Raw genomic sequence first — 22,235 nt, forward strand, 5'->3', positions numbered from 1 at the left:
TGGATCATGCAGACATCACGGGACACCAGGGATCTGTGGAGCGCCAGGCACCGTGATTGCGGCGCCGACCCCACCGATCTCGATCTCGATCTGGCGCGCTTCCTGTGCAGTACCCACGCGGGCCACGGACCGCAATGCCGTCAGTATCTGGCGGCGGCCGCGTTCTGCTACGGCAACACCGCACGGTAACGCGCCCGCCCGGTGACGGCCTCAGAGGCGGCGCAGTTCGAACATTCTGAACTCGCGCCCACTCGCGAGCCGTTCCTCGACGCGGTAACCCGGCCAGAACTCGACCGCGCGCTGCCACGCCCGCTCACGGTCGACACCTGTCAGTTCGGTGACCCGCACCGGGAACGTCTCGCCGTGTAACCCGACCAGCGCCGTCTCGACCGCGCGCAGATTCGCCGACCACACCGGATGGCGCGGGCTGCCCCAGTTGGAGCCGATGACCAGGAAATCCTCGCCGCGCGGTACGTAGAGCAGCGAGGTCCGGCGCGGCTGCCCGGTCTTGCGACCCCTGACCGTGATCCGCATCGACGGCAGACCGGCGAGGTCGAGCACACCCAGCCGGTCGCGGCTCAGCGCGCGGACCAGCCGTTCGGCGGGCAGCACGAAACGCGCCGTCCGCATCACCCACGGCTGCGTGCCGAGCCATCGACCCGGGCCGGCCAGAGGATTGGACACCACCGTCGAATCCTCGCAGACCCGGCACACCCTCGCGCGCGGCGGTGTTCACGTCTCATCTCACCGTCGATAGCTGAAAGATGGAACATCTCTATTTCATCACGAATTTCTCCTGGTAATTCCTTGGAATACATTCGGTTTCGAGACATAAATGATAGTTGCCGATATATAGCTGAAATGGATAGGGTGACCAGCAGTAGCCACCACCGCGTGAACTTTCACGGCACCACGAGTGATCGCAGTCGACCCGAGGGCGCTGCCGCCGGTCCGGCACAGCGGGCCGGTGCGAGCACCCCGACCAGGTAGGAGGGATCATGACCAAGGCAACGTCGGATTCACTGATCGGCGCCACCGCGTACGACGTCCGAAACGACAAGATCGGCAAGATCAAGCAGATCTACCTTGACAACGCCTCGGGCACCCCCACCTGGGCAGCGGTGTCGACCGGCCTGTTCAGCAGCGACTCCCTGGTCCCGCTCGCCGGCGCGGAATACCACGCCGACGCCCAGATGCTCCAGGTCAAAGTCGACAAGGAGCAAGTCAAGTCCGCACCGCACCACGACGACGACCGCGCCATCAGCCCCGACACCGAACGTGAACTGTTCGCGCACTACGGCATCGACCCCCGCTACACCGGCCTGACCAACCAGCGGCCCCAGCACATCCGCCCCGGCGACGAAGCGCCGATGACCTACGGCAACACGCGGACCGAGGGAATCGACAAGAACCTGCGCCGCGGGCAGTGATCGAATTCGCCGGTGCGCTCGGCGCGCACCGGCGAACGGAATCAGGAATTCATCGTCCACACGCTGAAGGTCAGCACCGCGGCGAAAACCGTCCAGGCCAGGTACGGAAGCAACAATGCCGCCCCCACGCGGCTGTGACGCAGCAACAGCACGAAGGTCACCGCGATAGCCACCACGAGCACCAGAATCTCCGCGAATGCGAGCCCGCGCAGCTCCGCGCCGAAGAACAACGGCGTCCACGCCGCGTTGAGGACCAACTGGACGACATGGGCGGCCAGCGGCACCCGCACCGCCCGCCACGGCTCACCCCGCCACACCAACCACGCCGCCACCGCGATCAGCACATACATCACCGTCCACACCGGCCCGAAAAGCCAACTCGACGGAGCCCACCCGGGCTGGTTCAACCGCCGATACTGATCGGCCGAGGACACCGCGGCGAGATTCCCGACGGCGCCCACGACGATCACCAACAGCAGCGACACGATCAATCCGCCTGCCTGGCGCGCGGGCGAATACGGTGAACCGCCGAGAAATGTTCTCGTCCGCGTCGGTAGTTGCGTGGTCATACGAATCGACCTCCCGAGGATCGTGCCGAACGCACTACGAGTGACAGCCGCGAAGTACCCGAAACGACGATGCGCAAACGATGCGCAATCCTCGGCGGTTCACCGACCGCCACCGAGCCCGGTGATCCACCAGTGGCGGCGCGGTGTCAGGGCCCGATGGCAGAGGGAGTAGAAAGATAAGGTTCAGGCAGCCCAGCGGGGGTCGCCCGGACAGTTCCGCGCCGAGCACCTCGCGCGGGCATGCCACACCACCTGTCGACGAAGGAAAGCTGATTGATGGCGAATTCTGCAGCGCGCGCACAGATCGGGGTCACCGGCCTCGCGGTCATGGGTAGCAATATCGCCCGAAACTTCGCCAAGCACGGGTACACCGTCGCCCTGCACAACCGCAGCATTGCCAAAACCGACGCACTGCTGGCCGAACACAGCGACGACGGCGATTTCGTGCGCACCGAGACGATCGAAGAATTCGTCGCCGCACTCGAAAAGCCCCGCCGCGTACTCATCATGGTCAAGGCGGGCGATCCCACCGACGCCGTCATCGAGGAACTCGCCGCCGTCATGGAACAGGGCGACATCATCATCGACGGCGGCAACGCGCTCTACACCGACACCATCCGACGCGAAGCCGCCATGAAAGCACGCGGCCTCAACTTCGTCGGCGCGGGCATCTCCGGCGGCGAAGAGGGCGCGCTCAACGGGCCGTCGATCATGCCGGGCGGACCCGCCGAATCCTACGAATCACTCGGACCGCTGCTCGAATCCATCGCGGCCCAGGTCGACGGCACCCCCTGCTGCACCCACATCGGCCCCGACGGGTCGGGACACTTCGTCAAGATGGTGCACAACGGCATCGAATACGCCGACATGCAGCTCATCGGCGAGGCATACCACCTGTTCCGCGACGCGCTCGGCTTCGACGCCAAACAGATCGCCGACGTGTTCACCCAGTGGAACGCGGGCGACCTCGAGAGCTACCTCGTCGAGATCACCGCCGAAGTCCTCAACCAGGTCGACGCGAAAACCGGCAATCCACTGGTCGATGTCATCGTCGACGCCGCCGAACAGAAGGGCACCGGCCGCTGGACGGTCAAATCCGCCCTCGACCTCGGCGTACCCGTCACCGGAATCGCCGAGGCCGTCTTCGCCCGCGCCCTGTCGGGTTCGCGCGCGCAACGCAAAGCCGCCATCGGCCTGGCCTCCGGAACCCTCGCCGAAAAGCCCACCGACGTCGCGCAATTCACCGAAGACATCCGCCAAGCCCTCTACGCGTCCAAGGTCGTCGCCTACGCGCAGGGATTCGACCAGATCGCCGCGGGCAGCGCCGAATACGACTGGAATCTGCACCCCGGCGACCTCGCCACCATCTGGCGCGGCGGCTGCATCATCCGGGCCCGATTCCTCAACCGGATCAAGGACGCCTACGAGGAGAACCCGGCCCTGCCGAGCCTGATCCTGGCGCCCTACTTCCGCGAAGCCATCGAGACCGCCATCGACAGCTGGCGGCGCGTGGTCTCCACGGCCACCCTGCTCGGCATTCCGGTCCCGGCGTTCGCCTCCTCGCTGTCGTACTACGACGCGCTGCGCGCCGAACGCCTACCGGCCGCACTCACCCAGGGCCAGCGCGACTTCTTCGGCGCCCACACCTACGAACGCGTCGACGCCGAAGGCAAGTTCCACACCCTGTGGAGCGGTGACCGCAGCGAAATCGACGCGGGCTGAACAACATCCCTCGGGACCGACACCCACACGCCGGTCCCGAGGGATATCAGCTCCCCTTCTCCACCGACACCGCCGGAGCGGGCGCCATCTGCAATCTCCTCGACGCCCACTGCCTGCCCCCCTCCCAGGTGATCGCCTCCACCGCCTCCACCAGACGGACCGCGGCCGACCCGTCCGCGTACGGCGCCGCCTTCACCAGGTACAGCGCGACCTCGCGTTCGATCGCGTACTGGATCTGACTGTCCTGCACCCAACTCTCGTGCAGACCGAACGCCGTACGCACCCCCGTCGCCACCAGCACCGCCGCACCGAGCAGCGCGACGACCAGCGCCGGTAGATCCGTCACCGCGACGACCGGAATAGCGGCCGCCCCGACGATCGCCGACAACTCGGTCAACCCGTACGAACGCCGATGCCGCTTACCGCTCTTGCGATACCACTCCCATTTCGCGGTCACCGGGACCGGAAGCTCCTGATCGTCACGACGGGCAGTACGCATCCAATGCGCGGATCGCCAAGGGGCACCAAACCTCATACCCCCATCATCACCGAGACCGCCCGGTCCGCACCCCGAGCGAACAAACCCCTACTCGGCCATCACCGGCGGACGATCGATCCGCAACGCGGGCACTACACCTCGCAACGCCTCGACCTGCACCAACGCCAACTGACCCGTACAACCCTGACTCAACGACGACGCAGGCCGATCCGAAGTCAGCACATTCGGATTGCCGTGACGACAGAACGACGGATCGGACGGATCCGGATCGTACCAACTCCCCGTGGACAATTGCGCGACACCGGGGCGAACCGCGTCGTCGACGGCCAGACCGGCCAGGCAGCTGCCACGATCGTTGAACACCCGCACCACCTCACCCGCCCGCACACCACGCGCCGCGGCATCGTCGGGATGCAGACGAAGCGCCTCACGCCCCGCCACCTTCGCCGACCGACTGAACTCACCCACATCGAGCTGACTGTGCAACTTCGCCCGGGGCTGATTCGCGACCAGTTGCAGCGGAAAACGTCGCGCCGCGGCACCACCGAGCCACTCCTCGGGCTCGAGCCACACCGGATGCCCCGGACAATCCGCGTAACCGAAACCGTCGATGGCCGAGGAGAAGATCTCGATCCGCCCACTCGGGGTCGACAACGGCGCGGCCTCAGGATCGGCACGGAAATCCGCGCACAACACCTGCTCCTCGTCCGGCACCGGAATCTCCCACGAACCCCGCGCCCAGAACTCGTCGAAATCCGGCACACCCGGCCGGCGCCACTCCGAATACAGATGACGCAACCACTCCGCCGACGACCTGCCCTCGGTGAAATCCTTACCCACACCGAGACGTTCGGCCACCCCGGCGAAAGTCGAGTAATCGTCGCGCGCCGCACCGTGCGGCCGCGTGAGCGCGGGCATCGCGAACAGCACCCGATCCTGCTGCCCCGCCCCGAAATCGTCACGCTCGATACTCATCGTCGCCGGCAACACGATATCGGCATGGCGCGCGGTAGCGGTCCAGAACGCGTCGTGCACGACCACCGTGTCCGGGCGCGTGAACGCCTCACGCAAACGGGCCAGATCCTGATGGTGATGGAACGGATTACCGCCGCACCAATACACCAGCCGGATATCGGGATAGGTCAGCCGCCGACCGTCGTAATCGAAATCGGCCCCCGGATTCAACAGCATGTCCGAGATCCGAGCCACCGGGATGAAACGGTCGATCCCATTCGGTCCCTGCGCCAAGCGCGGCACCGAATACGAACGCGCCGGCTCCCCCACCGCGCACGTCGACCCGTAGCCGTGACCGAATCCCGCACCGGGCACACCTATTTGTCCCAGCATCGCCGCAAGCACCACCCCCAGCCACAGCGGCTGCTCACCGTGACGCGCCCGCTGCAACGACCAACTCACCGTGATCAACGTCCGCGACGCCGCCATCTCACGCGCCAACCCCCGAATCCGCTCGGCGGGCACACCCGTCACCGACTCGGCCCACGCCGGATCCTTCACGACACCGTCCCCACCGCGCACGTACTCGATGAAACGCGGATAGCCCACCGTGTATTGGTCCAGAAACGCGCTGTCCGCCAAACCCTCCGCGTCGAGCACCTGCGCCAACGCCAACATCAACGCGGCATCCGTACCGGGACGCGGCGCGATCCACTCCGCCTCCGCGTTCGCGGGCATATCGTCACGCAACGGGGAAATCGACACGAAACGGCACCCACGCTCCCGCGCCGCACCCACCCACGTCGCCGTATTGTGCCGCGACACGCCACCGACGCCGACAACGGAATTCTTCGGCGAGATACCGCCGAACGCCACCAGCAACTCGGTGTGACGCACCAGCACCGACTTCGCGGTCGAATGCCGCTCGAGCCAATCCATGCTCCCCATGACATGCGGCAACAACACCTCCGCCGCGCCGAGGCTGTAGCTGTTCACACTGCGCACATAGCCACCCAGGCAATTCAGGAACCGATGCACCTGACTCTGCGCGTGATGGAAACGCCCCGCACTCGCCCACCCGTACGAACCGCCGTACACCCCGGCCGGACCGTACTCCCGATACACGCGCGCCAGTTCCCCCGCGAGCAACTCCTCGGCCCGCTCCCACGAGACCGGAACGAACTCCTCGTCGCCGCGGCCGACACCACCCGGCCCCGACTCCAGCCAGCCTCGCCGCACATACGGGCGGTCGACACGGGTCCGGTCGTGCTGCGCCGACGCCACATTCGCGAGCAACGGCGACGGCTCGGGGTCGCCTTCCCACCCGCGCACCGACGTCAAACGCCGACCATCGCTCTCGGCGTCGAACGCGCCCCAGTGCGTGAGATGCGTCGTCATCCCTCCACCGTAGCGCCGCGGATCCGCACCCCGGCCGTTCGTGGCCCACCTCATTCCATCAGGATGCGGAGATGGATCTCGCGACCGTCGACATCAGACATCTCGACGCGGACGATTGGGCGACTTTCCGTGATATCCGGCTCCGCGCGCTCGCCGACGCACCGTACGCCTTCGGTTCCACCCTGAACGCGGCCCGCCACCACACCGAACCGCGTTGGCGGGAAATGCTCGCCACCCGCACCCAATTCCTCGCCACCACGGGCGAGGCCGGTATCGGCACCGTCGGGCTGTTACCCGAGGCGGACGAATCCGGTCTGATCTCGATGTGGGTAGCGCCCGAAGCCCAAGGCACCGGCGTCGCCGACCTGCTCGTCGCGACCGCCGTAGACCATGCCGTCGCCGCCGGTCACCACCGGATTCGACTCGATGTCACCGAAGGCAACGGTGCCGCCGAACGCCTGTACCACCGCCACGGGTTCCGCCGCACAGGTATTCGGAGCACGGTCGCGCCCGACGATCCACGTACCGAATTCGAGATGCTGCTGATCCTGTAGCGCGCTCCGACAGCTATCGACGGTGACCGCCCCGTAATGACATCTACGGTGCGAACGGCACGCTTCCGCTCGGTCGAAAAGCGCTCGTGACCGTATTCGGACGGGTACGCTCTGCGCCAGTACCGGACCCGACGGGGCCCGGCAGACCGGAGTCACCACGGCCACTGGACCGAAGGACGACCACCGATGACCAGTCGTATCGATGCCGAATACGCCGACCCCGCCCCGCTACGCGTGCGGATCGACACCCACGAGCACTATTCCGAGAGCGCGAACCACCCCACCGCCGACGTCCTGGCCGCACTCGAACTATCCGGCACCGAACATCTCGCCGATATCGGATGCGGAGACGCCCGCTTCCTCGCCGAACTGGTGACCGCGGGCCACCACGGCAGGCTCGTGGGGATCGACAACTCCCCCGCCATGGTCGCCGCCGCCGACCTGCTCCCCGGCGTCCTCGGGGTACTGGCCGACGCCGAACGGATCCCGTTCGACGACAACACCTTCGACGCTCTCACCGCACGTCACATGCTGTACCACGTGGAAGATCCCCGGGTGGCGCTCGACGAATTCCGCAGAACCACCAGGCCGGGCGGCACCGTGGCGGTCGTGGTCAACCACCCCAGGAACTGTCCGCGCACCGTCGAACTGGTCACCGCCCACGCCGACACCTACGGGATCGAACAGACCGAGACTTTCCACGCCTCGGTCGACTCCGACAGTCTCCCGCTCCTGATGTCGGAGGTCTTCGGCGCTGTGCGTGTGCACCGATCCGACAACGCCCTCGTCTTCGACCGCGCCGAACCACTCGTCCGCTTCGCCGAATCGCTGTTCGGCCTCTACGGCGTCCCTGCCGACCATCCCGAACGCGACGCGATCCTCGACGACCTGCGCGACGACGTCGACGACTGGTTCGCGGCGCACCCCGGTGAGAAATGGCGTGACCCGAAGGGGTACGTGGTGGTCGCGGCACGTGTGGACCAGGGTTGATCCCTCTCCTGCTCTGAGCGTCTTTGTTTGGAATCTGTTGTTCGGTGTCTGACGTGTGGAAATGGGTGAGGGGTCTATTCATTAATAGATGCGCATATCTACGTATCGGAATGTTTTATGGTGCGTCCGTGGAACCTGGGAGCTGGCCCGGTGCTTCCCACCCTCGCCACGTCCGGAGCGACAGTCGAGACGACTCCCCCGCCACCTGAATCGGCGCCGTGCGCGGGCACCGCTCCCCTCCCCCGCCACGTTGGGCATTGCGTCCCGATCCCGACGACCGACCACTACCCTGACCCCTGATATCCCCCGACGCCGCAGCAGTACGAAGGGCGTCGGGTTTTCCGATCATCACAGCCACAGAGGATTCGCATGCGGTCACAGAGTCGACGCCGTCCCCTGGTAGCCCTCGCGGCCGCCACCACCGCGCTCCTCATCGGTGCGACGGCGCCCGCGCACGCCCGTCCCGCCCCGCCGGCGCTGATCGCACCACTCGGTCCCGACTTCCTGTGGGGCGTGGCGGCTTCCGGATACCAGTCCGAAGGGCACGCTCCGGACAGCAACTGGTCCCGATACGTCGCCGCGGGCAAGACGACCGACCCGTACCTCGACACGGTGGATTTCTTCACCCGATTCCGTTCCGATATCGAGCTGGCGTCCCGACTCGGCGTCGAGGTGTATCGCATCGGAATCGAATGGGCCCGTGTGCAACCCGCGCCCGGAGTCTGGGACGAGAACGGATTCCGCTTCTACGACGAAGTCGTAGCCGCCATCGAGGCCGCGGGTATGCGGCCCATGATCACAATGGACCACTGGGTGTACCCGGGCTGGGAAGTCGACCGTGGCGGCTGGGCGAACCCCGGCATCGTCGAGGACTGGCTCGCCAACGCCCGAACCGTCGTCGACCGATACGCGAGCGCCGACCCCCTGTGGGTCACCTTCAACGAACCCGCCGTCTACGTCCTCAACGAAACACGCCAGGGTGGCCTCTCCCCCGCCGCCGTGCCGACCATGTTCGACCGGATCGCGCAGGCGCACAACAGCATCTACGAACACATCCATCTCGTCCAACCCGGCGCCATGGTCACCAGCAATGTCGCCTACATCCCGGCGGCGGAGGATGCCGTCAACGGCGCCACCCTCGTCGACCGCATCGCCGACCGCCTCGACTACGTGGGCATCGACTACTACTACGGTCTCTCACCCGACACCCTCACCACCACGGTCAATTTCGTCGAGCTGTGGAAGAACCCGTTGCAGCCGGAAGGGATCTATTACGCCTTGCAGCACTACGCGCGCCTGTTCCCGGGCAAACCGCTCTACATCGTCGAGAACGGCATCCCCACCGAGAACGGTCTGCCCCGGGCCGACGGCTACACCCGCGCCGACAACCTGCGCGACACGGTCTACTGGTTGCAGCGCGCCGAGGCCGACGGTATCGACGTGATGGGCTACAACTACTGGAGCATCACCGACAATTACGAATGGGGCTCCTACACACCGCGATTCGGCCTGTACACCGTCGATGTGCTGACCGATCCGGGCCTCGCGCGCAGACCGACGGACGCCGTGGCCGCCTACACCCGGATCACCGCCGAGAACGGCGTTCCCGCCGACTACCGGCCGACGCGAGCACCCGCGCCGTGCTCGTTCGTCGACGCGATCGCCAGTTGCGCGGACCCGGTCACCGTCCCACGGTGAACCGCACGCCACGACCTATCATGGCTCGATGACATCGGATCTCTTCGCCGGGATACCGGTCAGCGACTACCGAGCGGCGGCCGACTGGTACGAGCGACTCCTCGGCGCCCCACCCTCGTTCCTGCCGAACGAGAGCGAGGCGGTGTGGGAGGTCGGCGAGCACCAGTACGTCTACATCGTCATCGGGGCCGAGGACGCCGGGCACGCGGTGCACCTGCTGTTCGTCAGCGATCTGGACTCGCGGCTCGCCGCCATGGCCGAGCGAGGACTGCGTCCGACCGATGTGGAGACCTACGACAACGGCACCCGGAAGGTGGTCTTTCGCGATCCCGACGGCAATTCGTTCGGATTCGGCGGCGCGCCGGAGTAGTCCCGCCGGCTCAGTCGACGACGTACCGCAGCAACACCGCGGTGTCGAAATGCCTCGTCTCGACCAATCGGAGCCCGATGCGCTTGTCCAGTGCGGGGAACATCGGTGTGCCGCCGCCGAGCACAACGGGGGAGATGTACAGCTGATACTCGTCGATGAGCCCGTGCGGGATCAGCGAGGCCGCCAGGTTCGCGCCGCCGACCTCCATGACGCCGTCGCCTTCGGCCTTGAGCCTGCGGACCTCGTCGACCGCGTTCTCACGCACCAGGGTGCTGTTCCACCCGACCTCGGTGAGCGTCCGGGAGAAGACGACCTTGGGCTTGTTCGTCCAGAGCTCGCTGAAGTCACGCTCGATGGGCGGCGCGTCCTCGGCCACGTGCGGCCAGTATTCGGCCATCAACTCGTACAGTCGGCGGCCGTGCAGCGAGATCTCGAGATCGCGGTAGCGGTCGTTGTGGAACTGGTGCAACTCGTCGTCCGGGTCGGTCCAGTCGATGCCGCCGTCGCGGTCGTTGACGTAGCCGTCCAAGGACACGCCGAACCCGTAGATCAGTTTCCTCATGACGGGTAGACCTCCTACGCGCTCGAAACTCATCGGTGCCCACCAGAGGTTAGGCCATATCGATCGGTTTTCGGCGATCCCCCAGGCGGCAACCCGTGCCCGAAGGCGGGCACGGCAGATTCCACGATGTCTTCGGGCGTCGGCGCGGCCTCCGTCCTACGCCACCTCGTGCGATGGCGCGGCCTGCGCGAATCGACAGCACTCGGACATCGGCACGACCACTTCTTCGCGAGGAGGGTCCGACCAGGGCCGCGATGTTACGACGTTCGGGCTCGGGCTCGATATGCGAGGATCGGCAAACAGTCCGCATCGCGAGTCCGGGTTCACAGGAAGAGCGATACGGGCTGTACGAGTTCGCTGATTGTTTGTTCCGCTTCGACGAAGGACGTCATCGATGAGTGAGACCGCAGACCCCGACCTATCCCCCGCGCCGGGCGCGGAACGCTTCGGGCACCTCATCGAACGTCGCGACGACGCCGACTTCCCCTTCTACGACGGTGAGCCGACCACGCTGTCGGTGCCCCAGTGGATCCTCGCGTGGGTTTCGGTGGCGGTCGGCATCGCCGTGCTGATGTTCACTCCGCAGCCGAACAACCTCGTCGCGTTGATACCTCGCACGCTGTTCGTGGTGATCCCGTTGGTGACGCTGGCGCTGATCACGCGGCCGTACTGGACGGCGTTGTTCCGGCGGGTCACCCGACGTGACGTGCTGACGATGTTCGGATTCGCGGTGCTCACCCTCGCGGTGAGTTCGTCGCTGGCGCTGATCGTCCGAGCGTTCTCCGACACCGCGGCCAACGAGGCCACCGACGATGTCGGAAGCCTCGGCGTGATCGATGTGATCGCCTTCTACGTGGGCACCGGAATTCAACTGGTCGGTGAGGAGATCTTCACCATGATCCCGCTGCTGGCAGTGCTGTACATCTTCTTCGCGAAGGTGAAGGTGTCGCGCAGGACCGCGATCGTGGTGGCGTGGATCGTGAGTTCACTGTGGTTCGGCGCGGCGCACCTGCCGACCTACGACTGGAATGTCGCGCAGGCGTTCATCGTCATCGGCGGCGCGCGCGTGGTACTCACGCTGGCCTATATCCGCACGAAGAATCTCTGGGTTTCCACCGGCGCGCACGTCATCAACGATTGGACGCTGTTCACGCCGTCGATCATCCAGAATGCGGCGTTCGTGGCCATCTGAGAGACGGTCACGCCAGCGCGACGAGTTCGTGCAGTGTGGACCCGCCGCGTTTGTCCGGACCGCCGTCGGTGTGCACGGTCGATTCGAACGACGACTCGAACCGGAAATAGCCCGGATGCCCGACCAGACGGTGCACCAGCGGTTTGATCAGGCGCGAACGGATGACGGGGACGTCATCGAGGAGATCGTGGGCGTGGATCACCTTGTCGACCACCAGGCGTAATTCGACGCTGCCCGACACTTCCAGTTCCGCCCATTCCGGGTAGGTGCGACCGGCGACGGAATCGAAGATGGCGGGGCCTTCGGTGAGAATCGTCTCGCCGGTAGACAACACGATATCGTCGTGGCGGGCGAGCATCAGCGGGCTTATCTCGTGCCCGCCCTGGCTCCGCTGGGTCAGGACCGAGGCGAACAGCAGCGAGTAGTCGTCGACGTACAGGCGGCCCCGGTGCCACCGGTCGATGATCTTCTTCATATCGCCGACGCCCCAGTTGCGGTCGTGATACCCACGCCCGGTGACCTCGTGTCTCGCGCCGTCGAGCTCGATCGTGCCGCTCACGGCGGCGCGCGGTGCGCCGACCATCCACCCGAACGAATTCTCGGCCCCGAAACGTGTCTCGCCCTTGCCCGGCGTCCAACTGGGCGTCTCATTGTGGAATCGCAGATCGGCAGGCGATGCTCGACCTGGGTTTCGGCCCCGAACAGGCGCGGCTGCGCGCGGGCGTGATGGTGTATCTCGGTATCGGCTTCATCCACGGACGCGGCAGTCTGCCGACGCCGACCCCGGAGGAAGCCGGCGCGATCCTGGGGCTGCCGACCATTCCCGTGCCGGACTCGCCGGTTCGCCCGGACCTCGGGTCATCGACTCACATGGGCGATGCGGTGTCGATCGGCAAGTGCCGGTGCGGGATTCGGACCGCCCAATTCTGTACGCGAGTCGGCGGTGAGGAGTTCCGTGAGCGCGCGGCGGTCGAGCTTTCCGCGCGGTGTTCGTGGCAGTTCGGTCACCGTCACCAGGCGCACCGGCATGCTCGGGCTCGGGACGGTCGCGCGCAGGTGACGCCAGATCTCGGCGGAACTCGGCGCGGCGTCCCCGACCACGACGGCGGCGACGGGGACCTGTCCCATACGGGCGTCGGGTATGCCGATGCAGGCGGCCTCGGTGATGCCGGGGAATGCGGTCAACGCCGTCTCGACGGCGGCCGGTTCGACATTGAGGCCCGCCCGGATGAGCATTTCGCTGTCGCGACCGAGCAGGGTCAGTCGTCTGCCGTCGACCAGGCCGCGGTCGCCGACCGTCATCCAGCCGTCGACCGGTCCCCCGGTGATTCCGTGGTCGGTGAGGTATCCGTCGAACAACATATCGCTGCGGACGTGTACAAGCCCGTCGCGGATCCGAGCATCGACACCGTCGAACAGTTCGCCCGCGGCGTTCTCGTCGTCGGCTCCCAGATCGCGGTCGTAGGAGACGAAACTGAGTTCGGAGGCGCCGTAGAAGTGCACGAGCGAAGCGTTCGGCAGGACACGGCGCAGCGCCTCACGACCCGATTTCGGCCAGCGCGCCGCCGAGGACAGCACCTCGCGCACACCGGCGACCGGGGCGATCCCGGACCGGGCCACGTCCCAGGCGATCGTCGGTACGGAGTACAGGTGCGTGACCTCGTCGGCGAGCGCGGTGAGCACGGGTCGCAGGTCGACGGCGGCACCTCGGGTGAGGGCGTGCAGGGCGCCGTAGAGGAAATGGGTGTGGTCGAGTACGCCGGGCACCGAAACGCGGTCACCCGCGCCGATGTCGAAGGTCCGATCGGAGCGGTCCAGTGTCGCCGACCACGATTTCTGATCGCGCACGAACAGTTTGGGCTCGCCGGTGGTGCCGGAGGTGATACCGACCAGCAGTTCGGAATCCGGCGTCGCGGATCCGGAAGGTCCCGTGTTCTCCAGATCCGCCGCGGTGATCACGTCGTCGCGGCCGAGACGGTGCAGCCGCCGGTGCTGGGAGGTCGCGGCGACCACCGCGCCCGGTGCCGCGACGGCGAGAACGCGCGCGAGCTGTTCCGGCAGCAGATGACGGTGCAGCAGCACCACGCTCACCCCGGCACGCATCGCCGCGGCGACCACAACCAGCGATTCGATATCCGAGGTCGGCAACACCGCGACGCGGCGCATGCCGTCCAGACCCGCCGCGCAGCGCGTGACACGCGACCAGAAGTGTCCGTAGTCGACGCTGTCGGTGGCCGCGACGACGGCGAGCGCGTCGGGGTCGCGGGCGACCTGCGCGGCGATGCGGTCGGTCAGCAGATCAGTCATCGTCGACTCCTCTCGCGGCGAGCGCGTCGCCCATGGCGTCGGCGGTCCGCAGCGCGCGGACCAGTACCGGGGTGACCAGCGCGGTGACCGACCATTCGAGGCCGCGGGCACGCCGGGCCTGCGCGACGTCGTGCACGATCCCGCTCAGTAACGGAACGCACCGGATGGCCAGTGCGAGAAGTAGTCCGACGCGTTCGGGGTCGACGCCGAATCGACGCAGCGGACCCAGCGCGCGCGTCACCGCGTCGAGCATGTCGCTCACCCGCGTGCTGAGGGTGACCAGCGCCGCGAGCGCGACCGAGACGATCAGCACGCCGCACACCACCGCGGCCCGCGACCACGAGGTGATCAGCACCTGGAATGCCGCGATCACCACCAACATCCAGAACATCGGCCGCAATTGCGCCGCGGCGACGCGCCAGCCGATGCCCGCGACCGCGAACAGCACCGCGACACCTCCCGCGACGGCCAGCGCCTGGACCGGGGTCCGCACGAATATCGTGGCCGCCACGATCGAGACGATCAGCAGTATCAGTTTCGTGCCCGCGGGCAGCCGATGCACGATCGACCGTCCCGGCTGGTAGTAGCCGATCATTCGACGATCCCGCGATAGGCGGGTACGGCGTCCTCGGGGGTGCCGTCGAAAACCACCGCGCCCTCGTCGACGACAACGACGCGTTCGAAGGTGTCCAGCAGCGCCAGTTGATGGGTCACCACGATCACCTGCTGATCGACGGCGTCGAGCGCGTTCGCGACGATGCGGGCGTTGCGCAGATCGAGCAGGGTGGTCGGTTCGTCGGCGACGATCACCGACGGCCTGCGGATGAGTACCGCGCCGAGTGCCAGCAATTGCTTCTGCCCACCCGACAGCAGGTGGGCGGGATGTTCGGCGTGCTGTTCGAGTCCGAAACGTTCGAGGATCTCCTGGACCCGCGCGGCGATCTCCGCCTTGCTCGACCCGCTGCGGCGCAGCGAGAACGCGAGATCCTCCCCCACCGTCGGCATCACGATCTGGGTGTCGGGGTCGGTGAAGACGAATCCGACCTTCCGCCTGACCTGCGCGCCCTTCTTGGACGCGTCGACGCCGTCGACCGTGACCCGGCCCGAGGTCGGGGTCAGCAGGCCGTTGATCATCCGCGCGAGGGTGGATTTGCCCGATCCATTCGCTCCGATGACGCCGATGCGGCGTTCGCTCAGGCGCAGATCGATATCGCGCAGGACGTGCCGTTCGCCGTAGCGGTGACTCACCGCCTCGAACACGATCTCGCTCACGACACCCGCTCCACCAGCACGGCGATACCCTGTCCGCCGCCGATCGCGCACGCGGCCAGGCCGAGTGCCGGTCCGTCGACGGCCAGCATCTGACTCGCCAGGCGAACCAGCAGGATCGCCCCGGAAGCGCCCCACGGGTGGCCCATCGCGATCGCGCCGCCCTGCGGGCAGATCGTCGTCTCGTCCAGGCCGAGTTCGTCGGCGACGGCGAGGACGACCGATGCGAAGGCCTCGGTGATCTCCACGACGCCGAGATCGGATACCGCGCGACCGCTGCGGCGCAGCACTTTCCGGATCGCGGGCACCGGCCCGAGACCGGGCAGCGCCGGGTCGGATCCGGCGACCGCGCAGCCCAGCACGCGCAGCGCGGGCATTCCCGAGGCTCGCGCCTCACTCGTGACGGCGAGCGCGGCGGCGCCGTCGGAGATGCCGCACGAATTCCCGGCGGTGGCCGTGCCCTCCGCGCCGAAGCTCGGGCGCAGTCTGGACAGGCGGGCCACCGTCATTCCGGAGCGGATCCGTTCGTCGCGGGTGACAGCGCCGATCGGCACGATCTCGGCGGCGAAATCCGTCGCCGCGGCCAGCGTGTGCGAGCGGGCCGCGTAGGCGTCCTGGCGTTCGCGGCCGATGCCGCGCACCCGCGCCAACTCGTCGGCGGCCGCACCCATATCGGGGTCGGCGAATTCCGGCGGCGCGAAGGGAGCCCTGGTGTAGCGCACGGGGTCGGCTCCGGCGACCGGCGGCCAGAAACGCCACGGCGCGGTACTCGCCGATTCCACGCCACCGGCCAGGATCAGGTCGTCGGCGCCGCCGCGAACCCGCAGCACCGCCTGCATCACCGCGTCCAGACCGGAGCCGCATTGCCGATCGACCGTCACACCGGGCACACCGATACCCAACCCCGCCCGCAGTGCGGCCACGCGCGCGGGGTCCCCGCCGGGACCGAGGCAGTTGCCGAGCACGACGTCGTCCACCTCGGCCTCGACACCGCCCGCGCGCACGGTCGAGAGGACCGCGCGCAGGACGGGTGCGGCCAGGTCGGTGGTCGTCAGGTCGGCGAAACCGTGTCCGGCATTGCCGATCGGGGTCCGCCACGGCGCGATCAGGACGGGGCTCATCCGAGCAGTTCCCGCACCCGCGACCGCGCGACCTTGCCCGATGCCGTGCGCGGCAGCGTGGACACGGGCAGCCAGCGCCGTGGCATCGCTTCCTTGGTCAGCAGCGCCCGCGCGGCGGAGCGGACGCGGTCCAGGTCCACCGCGTCGTCCAGTTCGACGGCGGCGGTGACGATCTCACCGAATACCGTGTGCGGGGCGCCGATGACCGCGGCGGCGACGATGCCGTCGACCGATTCCAGCACGCGCTCGACGTCCTCGGCGACGACCGTCGTGCCCCCGACATTGATGACGCAATCGCCGCGTCCGCGCACCACCAGTTCCCGGTTCTCGCCCAGTTCGGCGAGGTCACCGACCGGATACCAGTCCGGGGCCCCGATCACCGTGTACGGCGACCGGACGTGCAGCAGTCCATCGCGGATCCGGGCCTCGACGCCGTCGAGCAGTCGCAGCGGGTCGGGCACGCGGCGCGCGGCCACCAGCGACACTTCCGACGATCCGTAGTACTCGACGATCGATACCCGGCCCGCCGCCGCGATCGCGCCGTCGTCGAGCGCGATCCCCGCGACGATCGCAGTCCGCAATCCGGGCGCGGCGGCCACCACCTCGCGCAGCACGGCGGGGACGGCGTGCACGACGGTGGCCTCGGCCGGATCGTCGGTGACGCACGCGCCGCACCACAGGGCGTGCAACGCGCCGAACAGGTGCATGGTGGCGTGCAGCGGCCCGGTGACGAGCACCCGGTCGTCCTCGGTCACCCCGGTGATCTCGGTGAACGCCGGAAAGCTGTCGTACCAGGAAGCCGCCGTCCTGGCCAGCGGCTCGGGTGTTCCGGTCGAGCCGGACGTCGCCACGAGCAGGAAGGCGGACTCGGGGATCTCGGTCCGCCGCGGGCGGCGTGCGGGATCCTCCACCGACACGGCGACGCCGCGATGGGCGGCGGCCAGTACGCGGATCAGCGCGTCGGCCAGGTCCGGACCGGAGGCGTCGTCGACCGCGGTGTCGCGATCCCGGTTCCGGTCGTCGATCAGGCGGTCGAGTTCCCGGTAGGTGTAGGTCCGGCCGTTCGCGTGTATCGCGGGTCGGTCGCCCGTGCCGCCGAGCAGCGACTCACGCACCGGTCAGGCCCGGATACGCGCGGTGCACTCCCTTGGCCACTACCGTTGCCGCGGCAACTTTCGCCAGGTCGCCGGGGATGAAAGCGAAATTGGTCGTGATCGATTCGCGGAATCCCAGGTCGGTGCGCAACAGCAGTCCGACGGTCCCGCACAGGTAGATCACCACGATTCCGCCGAGGATATTGATCGCCGCGCCCAGGACGACGGGATACTTGGGCAGGACGCGTTCCGTCAGCAGACCGATGACGAAGGCGGCGGGAATCCACCCGATCAGGTAGCCCGCGCTGGGCCCGGCCATCGCGGTCAGCCCGGTCCGGCCGCCCGAGAGCAGCGGCAGACCGATCATGGTCAGCGCGAGGAAGACGACCACGGCCGCGGTGCCCTTCCTGGCGCCGAGCACCGCCCCCGCCAGCATGACGCCGAGGGTCTGTACCGTGATCGGGACGCCGCTGAAACCCACCGTGATCGCCCCCGGCAAGCCGAACGCGGCGATCAGCGCGGCGAATACGGCGATCTGCGCCATATCCCGCGCGGAAATCCGGGCCCGCCACGTGCGCGACTTCTCGACACCCTCCATGGACGACCTTCCACTACAGACTTGAACGGCGTTCAAGGTAGCAGGTCGGCGGGTCGAGCGGGGAAGCCAGGTCCGGTCGACACGCCGCCATCGCACGGCGACCGAAACCCGCGTCGCGCGACGACATCCGGACCGCGACGAGGCGCACCGAATGTTCTTGCACTCCCTGCGAGTTCGCGCGCGATGCGCGCACCCCGGTGACGCCCGACAGCGGGAAATGCCCACACGGTGTGAAACACAGTCACTTTCGGCGTGGCGTCACGCGCCGCGCGGGGTGACCTTCTATGCTGATCTCGGCCGTGAGACGTGGCGGCGTCCACGGCAAACGGGGAAGCGATCCGCCCGGTGACGCGAGAGCGCCGCCGGGCGGATCACTTGTTCTCACGGGGATTTCCCGATCGCGGGAGCGCCGCGATCAGAGCAGTGCCAGTGCGATACTCACCGCCGCGATCAGCAGGATCCACACACCGAGCAGGAGCGGCGCGGGCACCGAGCGGGACGAGGTCCGATCATGTCGTTCGTGGTCGCGGCGAGTCGACCAGTGCGTACGGGTAACCATTCCGACGATCCTCCAGAGTCGAATGCGCTTGCTACACAACGACTACCCGCATTCAGCCGATCAAACATCGGACAATTCGGCGCTACACCGATCGTGGCGCACCCGTCTCCTGCCTATTTGATGTCGCACACAGCGGGCAAACATCCGGTATCAGCGCGTTCGAGAGGAGAATGCGATGTTTCGAACCGGAATCCGGCGCGTGGCCCTGTCATCCGCGGCGGCATTTTCCCTGATCATCCTGGGTGGCACCGTCGGGGCGGCGGCACCGACGCTCACCGCCGACGTTCGAGAGGAAGGCACGATCGCGCTCGGCAGCAACCCCGAGGGGAAGCCTGGGACTGCCTGCTCATCGGTTCCGCCGCCCAAGCGGGAATGCGAGTCGATAATGGCCGCCACGGGTGAGAGTCGCGGCGATGTGCGCCGGGCCGGGAATCGCCTCGACCACCGGCGTCACCTCGCTCGACAACGCGGACTGACCGCCACCGCTACGGAATGGCGGCGTGCCATTCCGTAGCGGTTGGGTGTCCGGACGGATCAGACCGCGTCGGACAGGGCGGCGAATTCCTCGTCGGTGAGGGTGATCGTGGCCGCCGCGGTGTTCTCCTCGACGTGGGCGACCGACGAGGTACCGGGAATGGGCAACAGCACCGGGGAGCGGCGCAGCAGCCAGGCCAGCGCCAACTGCGACGGCGTCGCCCCGTGCTGCTTGGCGAAGGTGTCGAGCGGGCCGCCGGGACGGGCCAGTTCACCGGTCGCGATGGGGAACCACGGGATGAAGGCAATCCCGTTCGCCTCGGCGTAGTCCAAGACGTCCTCGGCGCGGCGGTTGGCCAGGTTGTACAGGTTCTGCACCGACGCGATCTCCGCGATCTCGCGCGCCTGCGCCAGCTGTTCGACGCTCACCTCGGAAAGGCCGATATGCCGGATCTTGCCCTCCTGCTGGAATTCCAGCAGCGCGCCGATCTGGTCGGCCAGTGGCACCTTCGCGTCGATCCGATGCAACTGGTACAGGTCGATCCGGTCCAGACCGAGGTGGCGCAGGCTCAATTCCAGTTGCTGACGCAGATATTCGGGCCGTCCGACCGGACGCCAGTCCCCCGGGCCCGACCGCGTCAACCCCGCCTTGGTCGCGATGACCAGATCATCCGCGTACGGGTGCAGTGCCTTGCGGATCAGGTTCTCGCTGACGAACGGACCGTACGAATCGGCGGTATCGATGAAATTGACACCCAACTCGACCGCGCGGCGAAGCACGCGCACGGCCTCGTCCGGATCGGCGGGATCACCCCACACGCCGGGTCCGGTGATCTGCATGGCTCCATAGCCGAGCCGGTTGATCGGAAGGTCACCGCCGAGGGCGAAGGTTCCGGAGGCGTCGGCGGGCCGGGTGGCGGTTTCGGTTGTCATAAACGTCATATCCTCTGCGGGAGTCGGCTCGACGAGGCGGCGGGAACCGCTCTCGTCGGGTGGATCGGACATGCGACACGCGATCGCGGCGTGCTGTCTGCCGCAACACCGCGACCGCGCCGGTCATTCCGCGCCACCGACCTCCGGCACCCGGGACGAACCTCGGCTCAGCGCAACGATTGCAGCATCAGCGCTGCCAGCGGGGCCGACGACGCGGGATTCTGTCCGGTGAAGAGATTGCGGTCGACCTGGACGTTCGGCGCCCACGGCTCGCCCTCCTGCACCTGTACCCCCATCGCGACCAGCCGATCCTGGAGCAGCCATTTCGCCTTGTCCGCCAGACCCGCCTGCGTCTCCTCGGCATTGGTGAACGCGGCGACCCGGTACCCGGCGAACGGCGAATATCCCTCGGCGTCCACGGTCGCCAACAGCGCGGCGGGCGCGTGGCAGACGACCCCCAACGGCGTGCCCGAGGCCAGCGCGGCGCGCAGCAGCGCCCCGGAGGTGGTGTCGACGGCGAGATCTTCCATCGGTCCGTGTCCGCCCGGGTAGTAGACGGCCTCGTAATCGCCGAGAATCACCTCGTCGAGGCGGATCGGGTGGGCGAGTTCGGTGGCGGCCCGCAGGGTCACGGCGATTTCCTCCGCCCGTTCGGGACCGCCGTTGGCGTCGGGTTCGAGACTGCCGCGGTCGACGGTGGGCACCACCCCCGCCGGTGTCGCCACCACGATCTCGTGACCGGCGGCCTCGAACGCCCGGTACGGCGCCACCACCTCCTCGGCCCAGTACCCCGTCGGGTGTTTGGTTCCATCTGCCAGGGTCCAGTGGTCGGCACCGGTCATCACGAACAGGATCTTCGACATCATCAACCTCCGGATTCGGTTTCGTACGCGGCGTCAAGGTCGGATCATCGTGGTCTCCCGGTACCGGTATTCCACATTTCGACCGGTGAAACCCGGAGTTCCGGTGCGGCGGCGAACGGCGTCCCGGAGAGCGGCGCGACCGGACCGATTGTGATGCTGTCGGCATGGCAATCTCGCTGGTCGATCTGGTGACGCGACTCCTCGACGACGACGGGCCGCTGCCCATCGTGCAGGCAGGCGACCCGGTGCTGCGCCGACGCGCCGCCCCCTTCGACGGACAACTCGACGACGACCTGCTCGCCCGGCTGATCGCGGCCATGCGCGACACCATGCGCGCCGCGCCGGGAGTCGGACTGGCCGCGCCGCAGATCGGAGTCCCGTTGCGGATCTCCGTGATCGAGGATTCCGCGAAGGTGTCCGACGAGGTTCGCCTCGCGCGGGACCGGCGCGCCGTGCCGTTGCGGGTGCTGGTCAATCCGACGTATTCGCCCGCCGGTAACGCCACCGTCGGCTTCTTCGAGGGGTGCTTGAGCGTGTCGGGGTGGCAGGCGGTCGTCGCCCGGCACGCCGCGGTCCACCTCACCGCCCTCGACGAATCCGGCCGCGCCGTGGACGAGATCGTCGAGGGTTGGGCGGCGCGCATCGTGCAGCACGAGACCGATCATCTCGACGGAATCCTGTACCTGGACCGCGCCGAAACGCGATCGCTGTCCAGCAATGCCGCGATCGTCGACCGGTGGTCCCAGCCGATGCCGCACGAAGCCGCTGCCGCCCTGGGCTTTCCGCTGCCCGACCGGCCGTGAGACGCTGCCGGTACGGGTGCGCGGTTCGAATCAGTGTGAGCCGACCTCTCGCTCCGGAGCGGATCGGGATGGTCGACTCCCAGGACAACGCGCCCGCGTTCTACGCTGGGCGTCCGATCTCGAGGAAGACCTGCTACACCGCGATGAGAAATATCCGATTCGGTACACCGCCCGCTGCCCCGGTATCGACGCGGGCAGCCCGCGACGAACGTCGCGTCACGATCGGGACCACCGGCTAGCGGCGGCCGGTCGAGAAGGTACGGCGAGACACACGCG

The 22,235-nt window shown here is 67.6% G+C and carries 26 protein-coding genes; 11 read left to right on the top strand and 15 right to left on the bottom strand.

Annotation, left to right across the window (positions count from 1 at the left end; translation table 11 throughout):
* Positions 1-6 precede the first annotated feature (6 nt).
* Entirely contained in the window at positions 7-189 is a 183-nt protein-coding gene (locus OG225_RS15880; RefSeq protein ID WP_355085963.1) for a hypothetical protein, read from the top strand.
* A 21-nt stretch (positions 190-210) separates the two neighbouring features.
* On the opposite strand, the gene OG225_RS15885 is transcribed toward OG225_RS15880, so the two are convergent.
* Positions 211-687 carry a nitroreductase family deazaflavin-dependent oxidoreductase gene (locus OG225_RS15885; protein WP_405182352.1) on the bottom strand — a complete coding sequence of 159 codons (477 nt, stop codon included), beginning with the start codon at positions 685-687 and terminating at the stop codon, positions 211-213.
* A 311-nt stretch (positions 688-998) separates the two neighbouring features.
* Between OG225_RS15885 and OG225_RS15890 the strand changes: the two genes are divergently transcribed.
* Positions 999-1,430, top strand: a complete 432-nt coding sequence (locus OG225_RS15890; protein ID WP_405182353.1) for a PRC-barrel domain-containing protein — start codon at positions 999-1,001, stop codon at positions 1,428-1,430.
* 41 nt (positions 1,431-1,471) lie between these two features.
* On the opposite strand, the gene OG225_RS15895 is transcribed toward OG225_RS15890, so the two are convergent.
* On the bottom strand, positions 1,472-1,999 hold the full coding sequence (locus OG225_RS15895; RefSeq protein ID WP_405182354.1) for a TspO/MBR family protein: 528 nt from the start codon (positions 1,997-1,999) through the stop codon (positions 1,472-1,474).
* A 276-nt stretch (positions 2,000-2,275) separates the two neighbouring features.
* Between OG225_RS15895 and gndA the strand changes: the two genes are divergently transcribed.
* Entirely contained in the window at positions 2,276-3,721 is a 1,446-nt protein-coding gene (gene gndA / locus OG225_RS15900; RefSeq protein ID WP_405182355.1) for an NADP-dependent phosphogluconate dehydrogenase, read from the top strand.
* 46 nt (positions 3,722-3,767) lie between these two features.
* On the opposite strand, the gene OG225_RS15905 is transcribed toward gndA, so the two are convergent.
* Positions 3,768-4,220 carry a DUF4231 domain-containing protein gene (locus tag OG225_RS15905; RefSeq protein ID WP_355085954.1) on the bottom strand — a complete coding sequence of 151 codons (453 nt, stop codon included), beginning with the start codon at positions 4,218-4,220 and terminating at the stop codon, positions 3,768-3,770.
* 87 nt (positions 4,221-4,307) lie between these two features.
* Entirely contained in the window at positions 4,308-6,572 is a 2,265-nt protein-coding gene (locus tag OG225_RS15910; RefSeq protein WP_405182356.1) for a molybdopterin-dependent oxidoreductase, read from the bottom strand.
* Between the two features lie 71 nt (positions 6,573-6,643).
* On the opposite strand from OG225_RS15910, the gene OG225_RS15915 reads away from it, so the two are divergent.
* The 4 genes from OG225_RS15915 (at position 6,644) to OG225_RS15930 (ending at position 10,184) form a co-directional block, all read left to right on the top strand.
* Positions 6,644-7,126, top strand: a complete 483-nt coding sequence (locus OG225_RS15915; protein WP_405182357.1) for a GNAT family N-acetyltransferase — start codon at positions 6,644-6,646, stop codon at positions 7,124-7,126.
* Between the two features lie 186 nt (positions 7,127-7,312).
* Positions 7,313-8,116: a class I SAM-dependent methyltransferase gene (locus tag OG225_RS15920; protein WP_405182358.1), complete on the top strand. Its 804-nt coding sequence runs from the start codon at positions 7,313-7,315 to the stop codon at positions 8,114-8,116.
* 369 nt (positions 8,117-8,485) lie between these two features.
* Entirely contained in the window at positions 8,486-9,814 is a 1,329-nt protein-coding gene (locus OG225_RS15925; RefSeq protein WP_405182359.1) for a family 1 glycosylhydrolase, read from the top strand.
* Positions 9,815-9,842: 28 nt separating this feature from the next.
* Positions 9,843-10,184: a VOC family protein gene (locus tag OG225_RS15930; protein WP_405182360.1), complete on the top strand. Its 342-nt coding sequence runs from the start codon at positions 9,843-9,845 to the stop codon at positions 10,182-10,184.
* Positions 10,185-10,194: 10 nt separating this feature from the next.
* On the opposite strand, the gene OG225_RS15935 is transcribed toward OG225_RS15930, so the two are convergent.
* On the bottom strand, positions 10,195-10,746 hold the full coding sequence (locus OG225_RS15935) for a dihydrofolate reductase family protein (protein ID WP_405182361.1): 552 nt from the start codon (positions 10,744-10,746) through the stop codon (positions 10,195-10,197).
* 394 nt (positions 10,747-11,140) lie between these two features.
* Between OG225_RS15935 and OG225_RS15940 the strand changes: the two genes are divergently transcribed.
* Positions 11,141-11,938 (top strand): CPBP family intramembrane glutamic endopeptidase, encoded by a 798-nt coding sequence (locus tag OG225_RS15940; RefSeq protein WP_405182362.1) that lies wholly within the window; start codon positions 11,141-11,143, stop codon positions 11,936-11,938.
* A 7-nt stretch (positions 11,939-11,945) separates the two neighbouring features.
* On the opposite strand, the gene OG225_RS15945 is transcribed toward OG225_RS15940, so the two are convergent.
* From OG225_RS15945 to OG225_RS15980, 8 genes are all read right to left on the bottom strand, one after another.
* Positions 11,946-12,521: a hypothetical protein gene (locus OG225_RS15945; protein ID WP_405182363.1), complete on the bottom strand. Its 576-nt coding sequence runs from the start codon at positions 12,519-12,521 to the stop codon at positions 11,946-11,948.
* Positions 12,522-12,796: 275 nt separating this feature from the next.
* Entirely contained in the window at positions 12,797-14,245 is a 1,449-nt protein-coding gene (locus OG225_RS15950) for an AMP-binding protein (RefSeq protein WP_405182364.1), read from the bottom strand.
* Positions 14,238-14,840 carry an energy-coupling factor transporter transmembrane component T family protein gene (locus OG225_RS15955; protein WP_405182365.1) on the bottom strand — a complete coding sequence of 201 codons (603 nt, stop codon included), beginning with the start codon at positions 14,838-14,840 and terminating at the stop codon, positions 14,238-14,240. Before OG225_RS15955 ends, OG225_RS15950 begins: the two co-directional genes overlap by 8 nt.
* On the bottom strand, positions 14,837-15,517 hold the full coding sequence (locus OG225_RS15960; protein WP_405182366.1) for an energy-coupling factor ABC transporter ATP-binding protein: 681 nt from the start codon (positions 15,515-15,517) through the stop codon (positions 14,837-14,839). Before OG225_RS15960 ends, OG225_RS15955 begins: the two co-directional genes overlap by 4 nt.
* Positions 15,514-16,635 carry a thiolase family protein gene (locus OG225_RS15965; RefSeq protein ID WP_405182367.1) on the bottom strand — a complete coding sequence of 374 codons (1,122 nt, stop codon included), beginning with the start codon at positions 16,633-16,635 and terminating at the stop codon, positions 15,514-15,516. The genes OG225_RS15960 and OG225_RS15965 overlap by 4 nt, the downstream gene beginning before the upstream one ends.
* The gene (locus OG225_RS15970; RefSeq protein ID WP_405182368.1) at positions 16,632-17,750 is read right to left on the bottom strand and encodes a class I adenylate-forming enzyme family protein; all 1,119 of its coding nucleotides are present in this window, start codon (positions 17,748-17,750) and stop codon (positions 16,632-16,634) included. The genes OG225_RS15965 and OG225_RS15970 overlap by 4 nt, the downstream gene beginning before the upstream one ends.
* Positions 17,743-18,327, bottom strand: a complete 585-nt coding sequence (locus OG225_RS15975) for a biotin transporter BioY (protein WP_405182369.1) — start codon at positions 18,325-18,327, stop codon at positions 17,743-17,745. Before OG225_RS15975 ends, OG225_RS15970 begins: the two co-directional genes overlap by 8 nt.
* A gap of 415 nt (positions 18,328-18,742) precedes the next feature.
* Positions 18,743-18,886, bottom strand: a complete 144-nt coding sequence (locus OG225_RS15980; protein WP_405182370.1) for a hypothetical protein — start codon at positions 18,884-18,886, stop codon at positions 18,743-18,745.
* Between the two features lie 175 nt (positions 18,887-19,061).
* Between OG225_RS15980 and OG225_RS15985 the strand changes: the two genes are divergently transcribed.
* The gene (locus OG225_RS15985) at positions 19,062-19,400 is read left to right on the top strand and encodes a hypothetical protein (RefSeq protein ID WP_405182371.1); all 339 of its coding nucleotides are present in this window, start codon (positions 19,062-19,064) and stop codon (positions 19,398-19,400) included.
* Between the two features lie 20 nt (positions 19,401-19,420).
* On the opposite strand, the gene OG225_RS15990 is transcribed toward OG225_RS15985, so the two are convergent.
* Positions 19,421-20,293, bottom strand: a complete 873-nt coding sequence (locus tag OG225_RS15990; RefSeq protein ID WP_405182372.1) for an aldo/keto reductase — start codon at positions 20,291-20,293, stop codon at positions 19,421-19,423.
* A 167-nt stretch (positions 20,294-20,460) separates the two neighbouring features.
* The gene (locus OG225_RS15995) at positions 20,461-21,156 is read right to left on the bottom strand and encodes a type 1 glutamine amidotransferase domain-containing protein (protein WP_405183282.1); all 696 of its coding nucleotides are present in this window, start codon (positions 21,154-21,156) and stop codon (positions 20,461-20,463) included.
* 164 nt (positions 21,157-21,320) lie between these two features.
* Between OG225_RS15995 and OG225_RS16000 the strand changes: the two genes are divergently transcribed.
* The gene (locus OG225_RS16000) at positions 21,321-21,959 is read left to right on the top strand and encodes a peptide deformylase (RefSeq protein ID WP_405182373.1); all 639 of its coding nucleotides are present in this window, start codon (positions 21,321-21,323) and stop codon (positions 21,957-21,959) included.
* 35 nt (positions 21,960-21,994) lie between these two features.
* Positions 21,995-22,198, top strand: coding sequence for a hypothetical protein (locus OG225_RS16005; RefSeq protein WP_405182374.1), 204 nt, complete (start codon positions 21,995-21,997; stop codon positions 22,196-22,198).
* Positions 22,199-22,235 lie beyond the last annotated feature (37 nt).

It is taken from the genome of Nocardia sp. NBC_01377 (genome assembly GCF_045040005.1).
Classification (GTDB): domain Bacteria; phylum Actinomycetota; class Actinomycetes; order Mycobacteriales; family Mycobacteriaceae; genus Nocardia; species Nocardia noduli.

Coding starts and splice junctions, on each gene's coding strand:
- OG225_RS15880 (WP_355085963.1), top strand. CDS start 7: ATGCAGACATCACGGGACACCAGGGATCTGTGGAGCGCCAGGCACCGT.
- OG225_RS15890 (WP_405182353.1), top strand. CDS start 999: ATGACCAAGGCAACGTCGGATTCACTGATCGGCGCCACCGCGTACGAC.
- OG225_RS15895 (WP_405182354.1), bottom strand. CDS start 1,999: ATGACCACGCAACTACCGACGCGGACGAGAACATTTCTCGGCGGTTCA.
- gndA (WP_405182355.1), top strand. CDS start 2,276: ATGGCGAATTCTGCAGCGCGCGCACAGATCGGGGTCACCGGCCTCGCG.
- OG225_RS15905 (WP_355085954.1), bottom strand. CDS start 4,220: ATGCGTACTGCCCGTCGTGACGATCAGGAGCTTCCGGTCCCGGTGACC.
- OG225_RS15910 (WP_405182356.1), bottom strand. CDS start 6,572: ATGACGACGCATCTCACGCACTGGGGCGCGTTCGACGCCGAGAGCGAT.
- OG225_RS15915 (WP_405182357.1), top strand. CDS start 6,644: ATGGATCTCGCGACCGTCGACATCAGACATCTCGACGCGGACGATTGG.
- OG225_RS15920 (WP_405182358.1), top strand. CDS start 7,313: ATGACCAGTCGTATCGATGCCGAATACGCCGACCCCGCCCCGCTACGC.
- OG225_RS15925 (WP_405182359.1), top strand. CDS start 8,486: ATGCGGTCACAGAGTCGACGCCGTCCCCTGGTAGCCCTCGCGGCCGCC.
- OG225_RS15930 (WP_405182360.1), top strand. CDS start 9,843: ATGACATCGGATCTCTTCGCCGGGATACCGGTCAGCGACTACCGAGCG.
- OG225_RS15935 (WP_405182361.1), bottom strand. CDS start 10,746: ATGAGGAAACTGATCTACGGGTTCGGCGTGTCCTTGGACGGCTACGTC.
- OG225_RS15940 (WP_405182362.1), top strand. CDS start 11,141: ATGAGTGAGACCGCAGACCCCGACCTATCCCCCGCGCCGGGCGCGGAA.
- OG225_RS15945 (WP_405182363.1), bottom strand. CDS start 12,521: ATGGTCGGCGCACCGCGCGCCGCCGTGAGCGGCACGATCGAGCTCGAC.
- OG225_RS15950 (WP_405182364.1), bottom strand. CDS start 14,245: ATGACTGATCTGCTGACCGACCGCATCGCCGCGCAGGTCGCCCGCGAC.
- OG225_RS15955 (WP_405182365.1), bottom strand. CDS start 14,840: ATGATCGGCTACTACCAGCCGGGACGGTCGATCGTGCATCGGCTGCCC.
- OG225_RS15965 (WP_405182367.1), bottom strand. CDS start 16,635: ATGAGCCCCGTCCTGATCGCGCCGTGGCGGACCCCGATCGGCAATGCC.
- OG225_RS15975 (WP_405182369.1), bottom strand. CDS start 18,327: ATGGAGGGTGTCGAGAAGTCGCGCACGTGGCGGGCCCGGATTTCCGCG.
- OG225_RS15980 (WP_405182370.1), bottom strand. CDS start 18,886: ATGGTTACCCGTACGCACTGGTCGACTCGCCGCGACCACGAACGACAT.
- OG225_RS15985 (WP_405182371.1), top strand. CDS start 19,062: ATGTTTCGAACCGGAATCCGGCGCGTGGCCCTGTCATCCGCGGCGGCA.
- OG225_RS15990 (WP_405182372.1), bottom strand. CDS start 20,293: ATGACAACCGAAACCGCCACCCGGCCCGCCGACGCCTCCGGAACCTTC.
- OG225_RS15995 (WP_405183282.1), bottom strand. CDS start 21,156: ATGTCGAAGATCCTGTTCGTGATGACCGGTGCCGACCACTGGACCCTG.
- OG225_RS16000 (WP_405182373.1), top strand. CDS start 21,321: ATGGCAATCTCGCTGGTCGATCTGGTGACGCGACTCCTCGACGACGAC.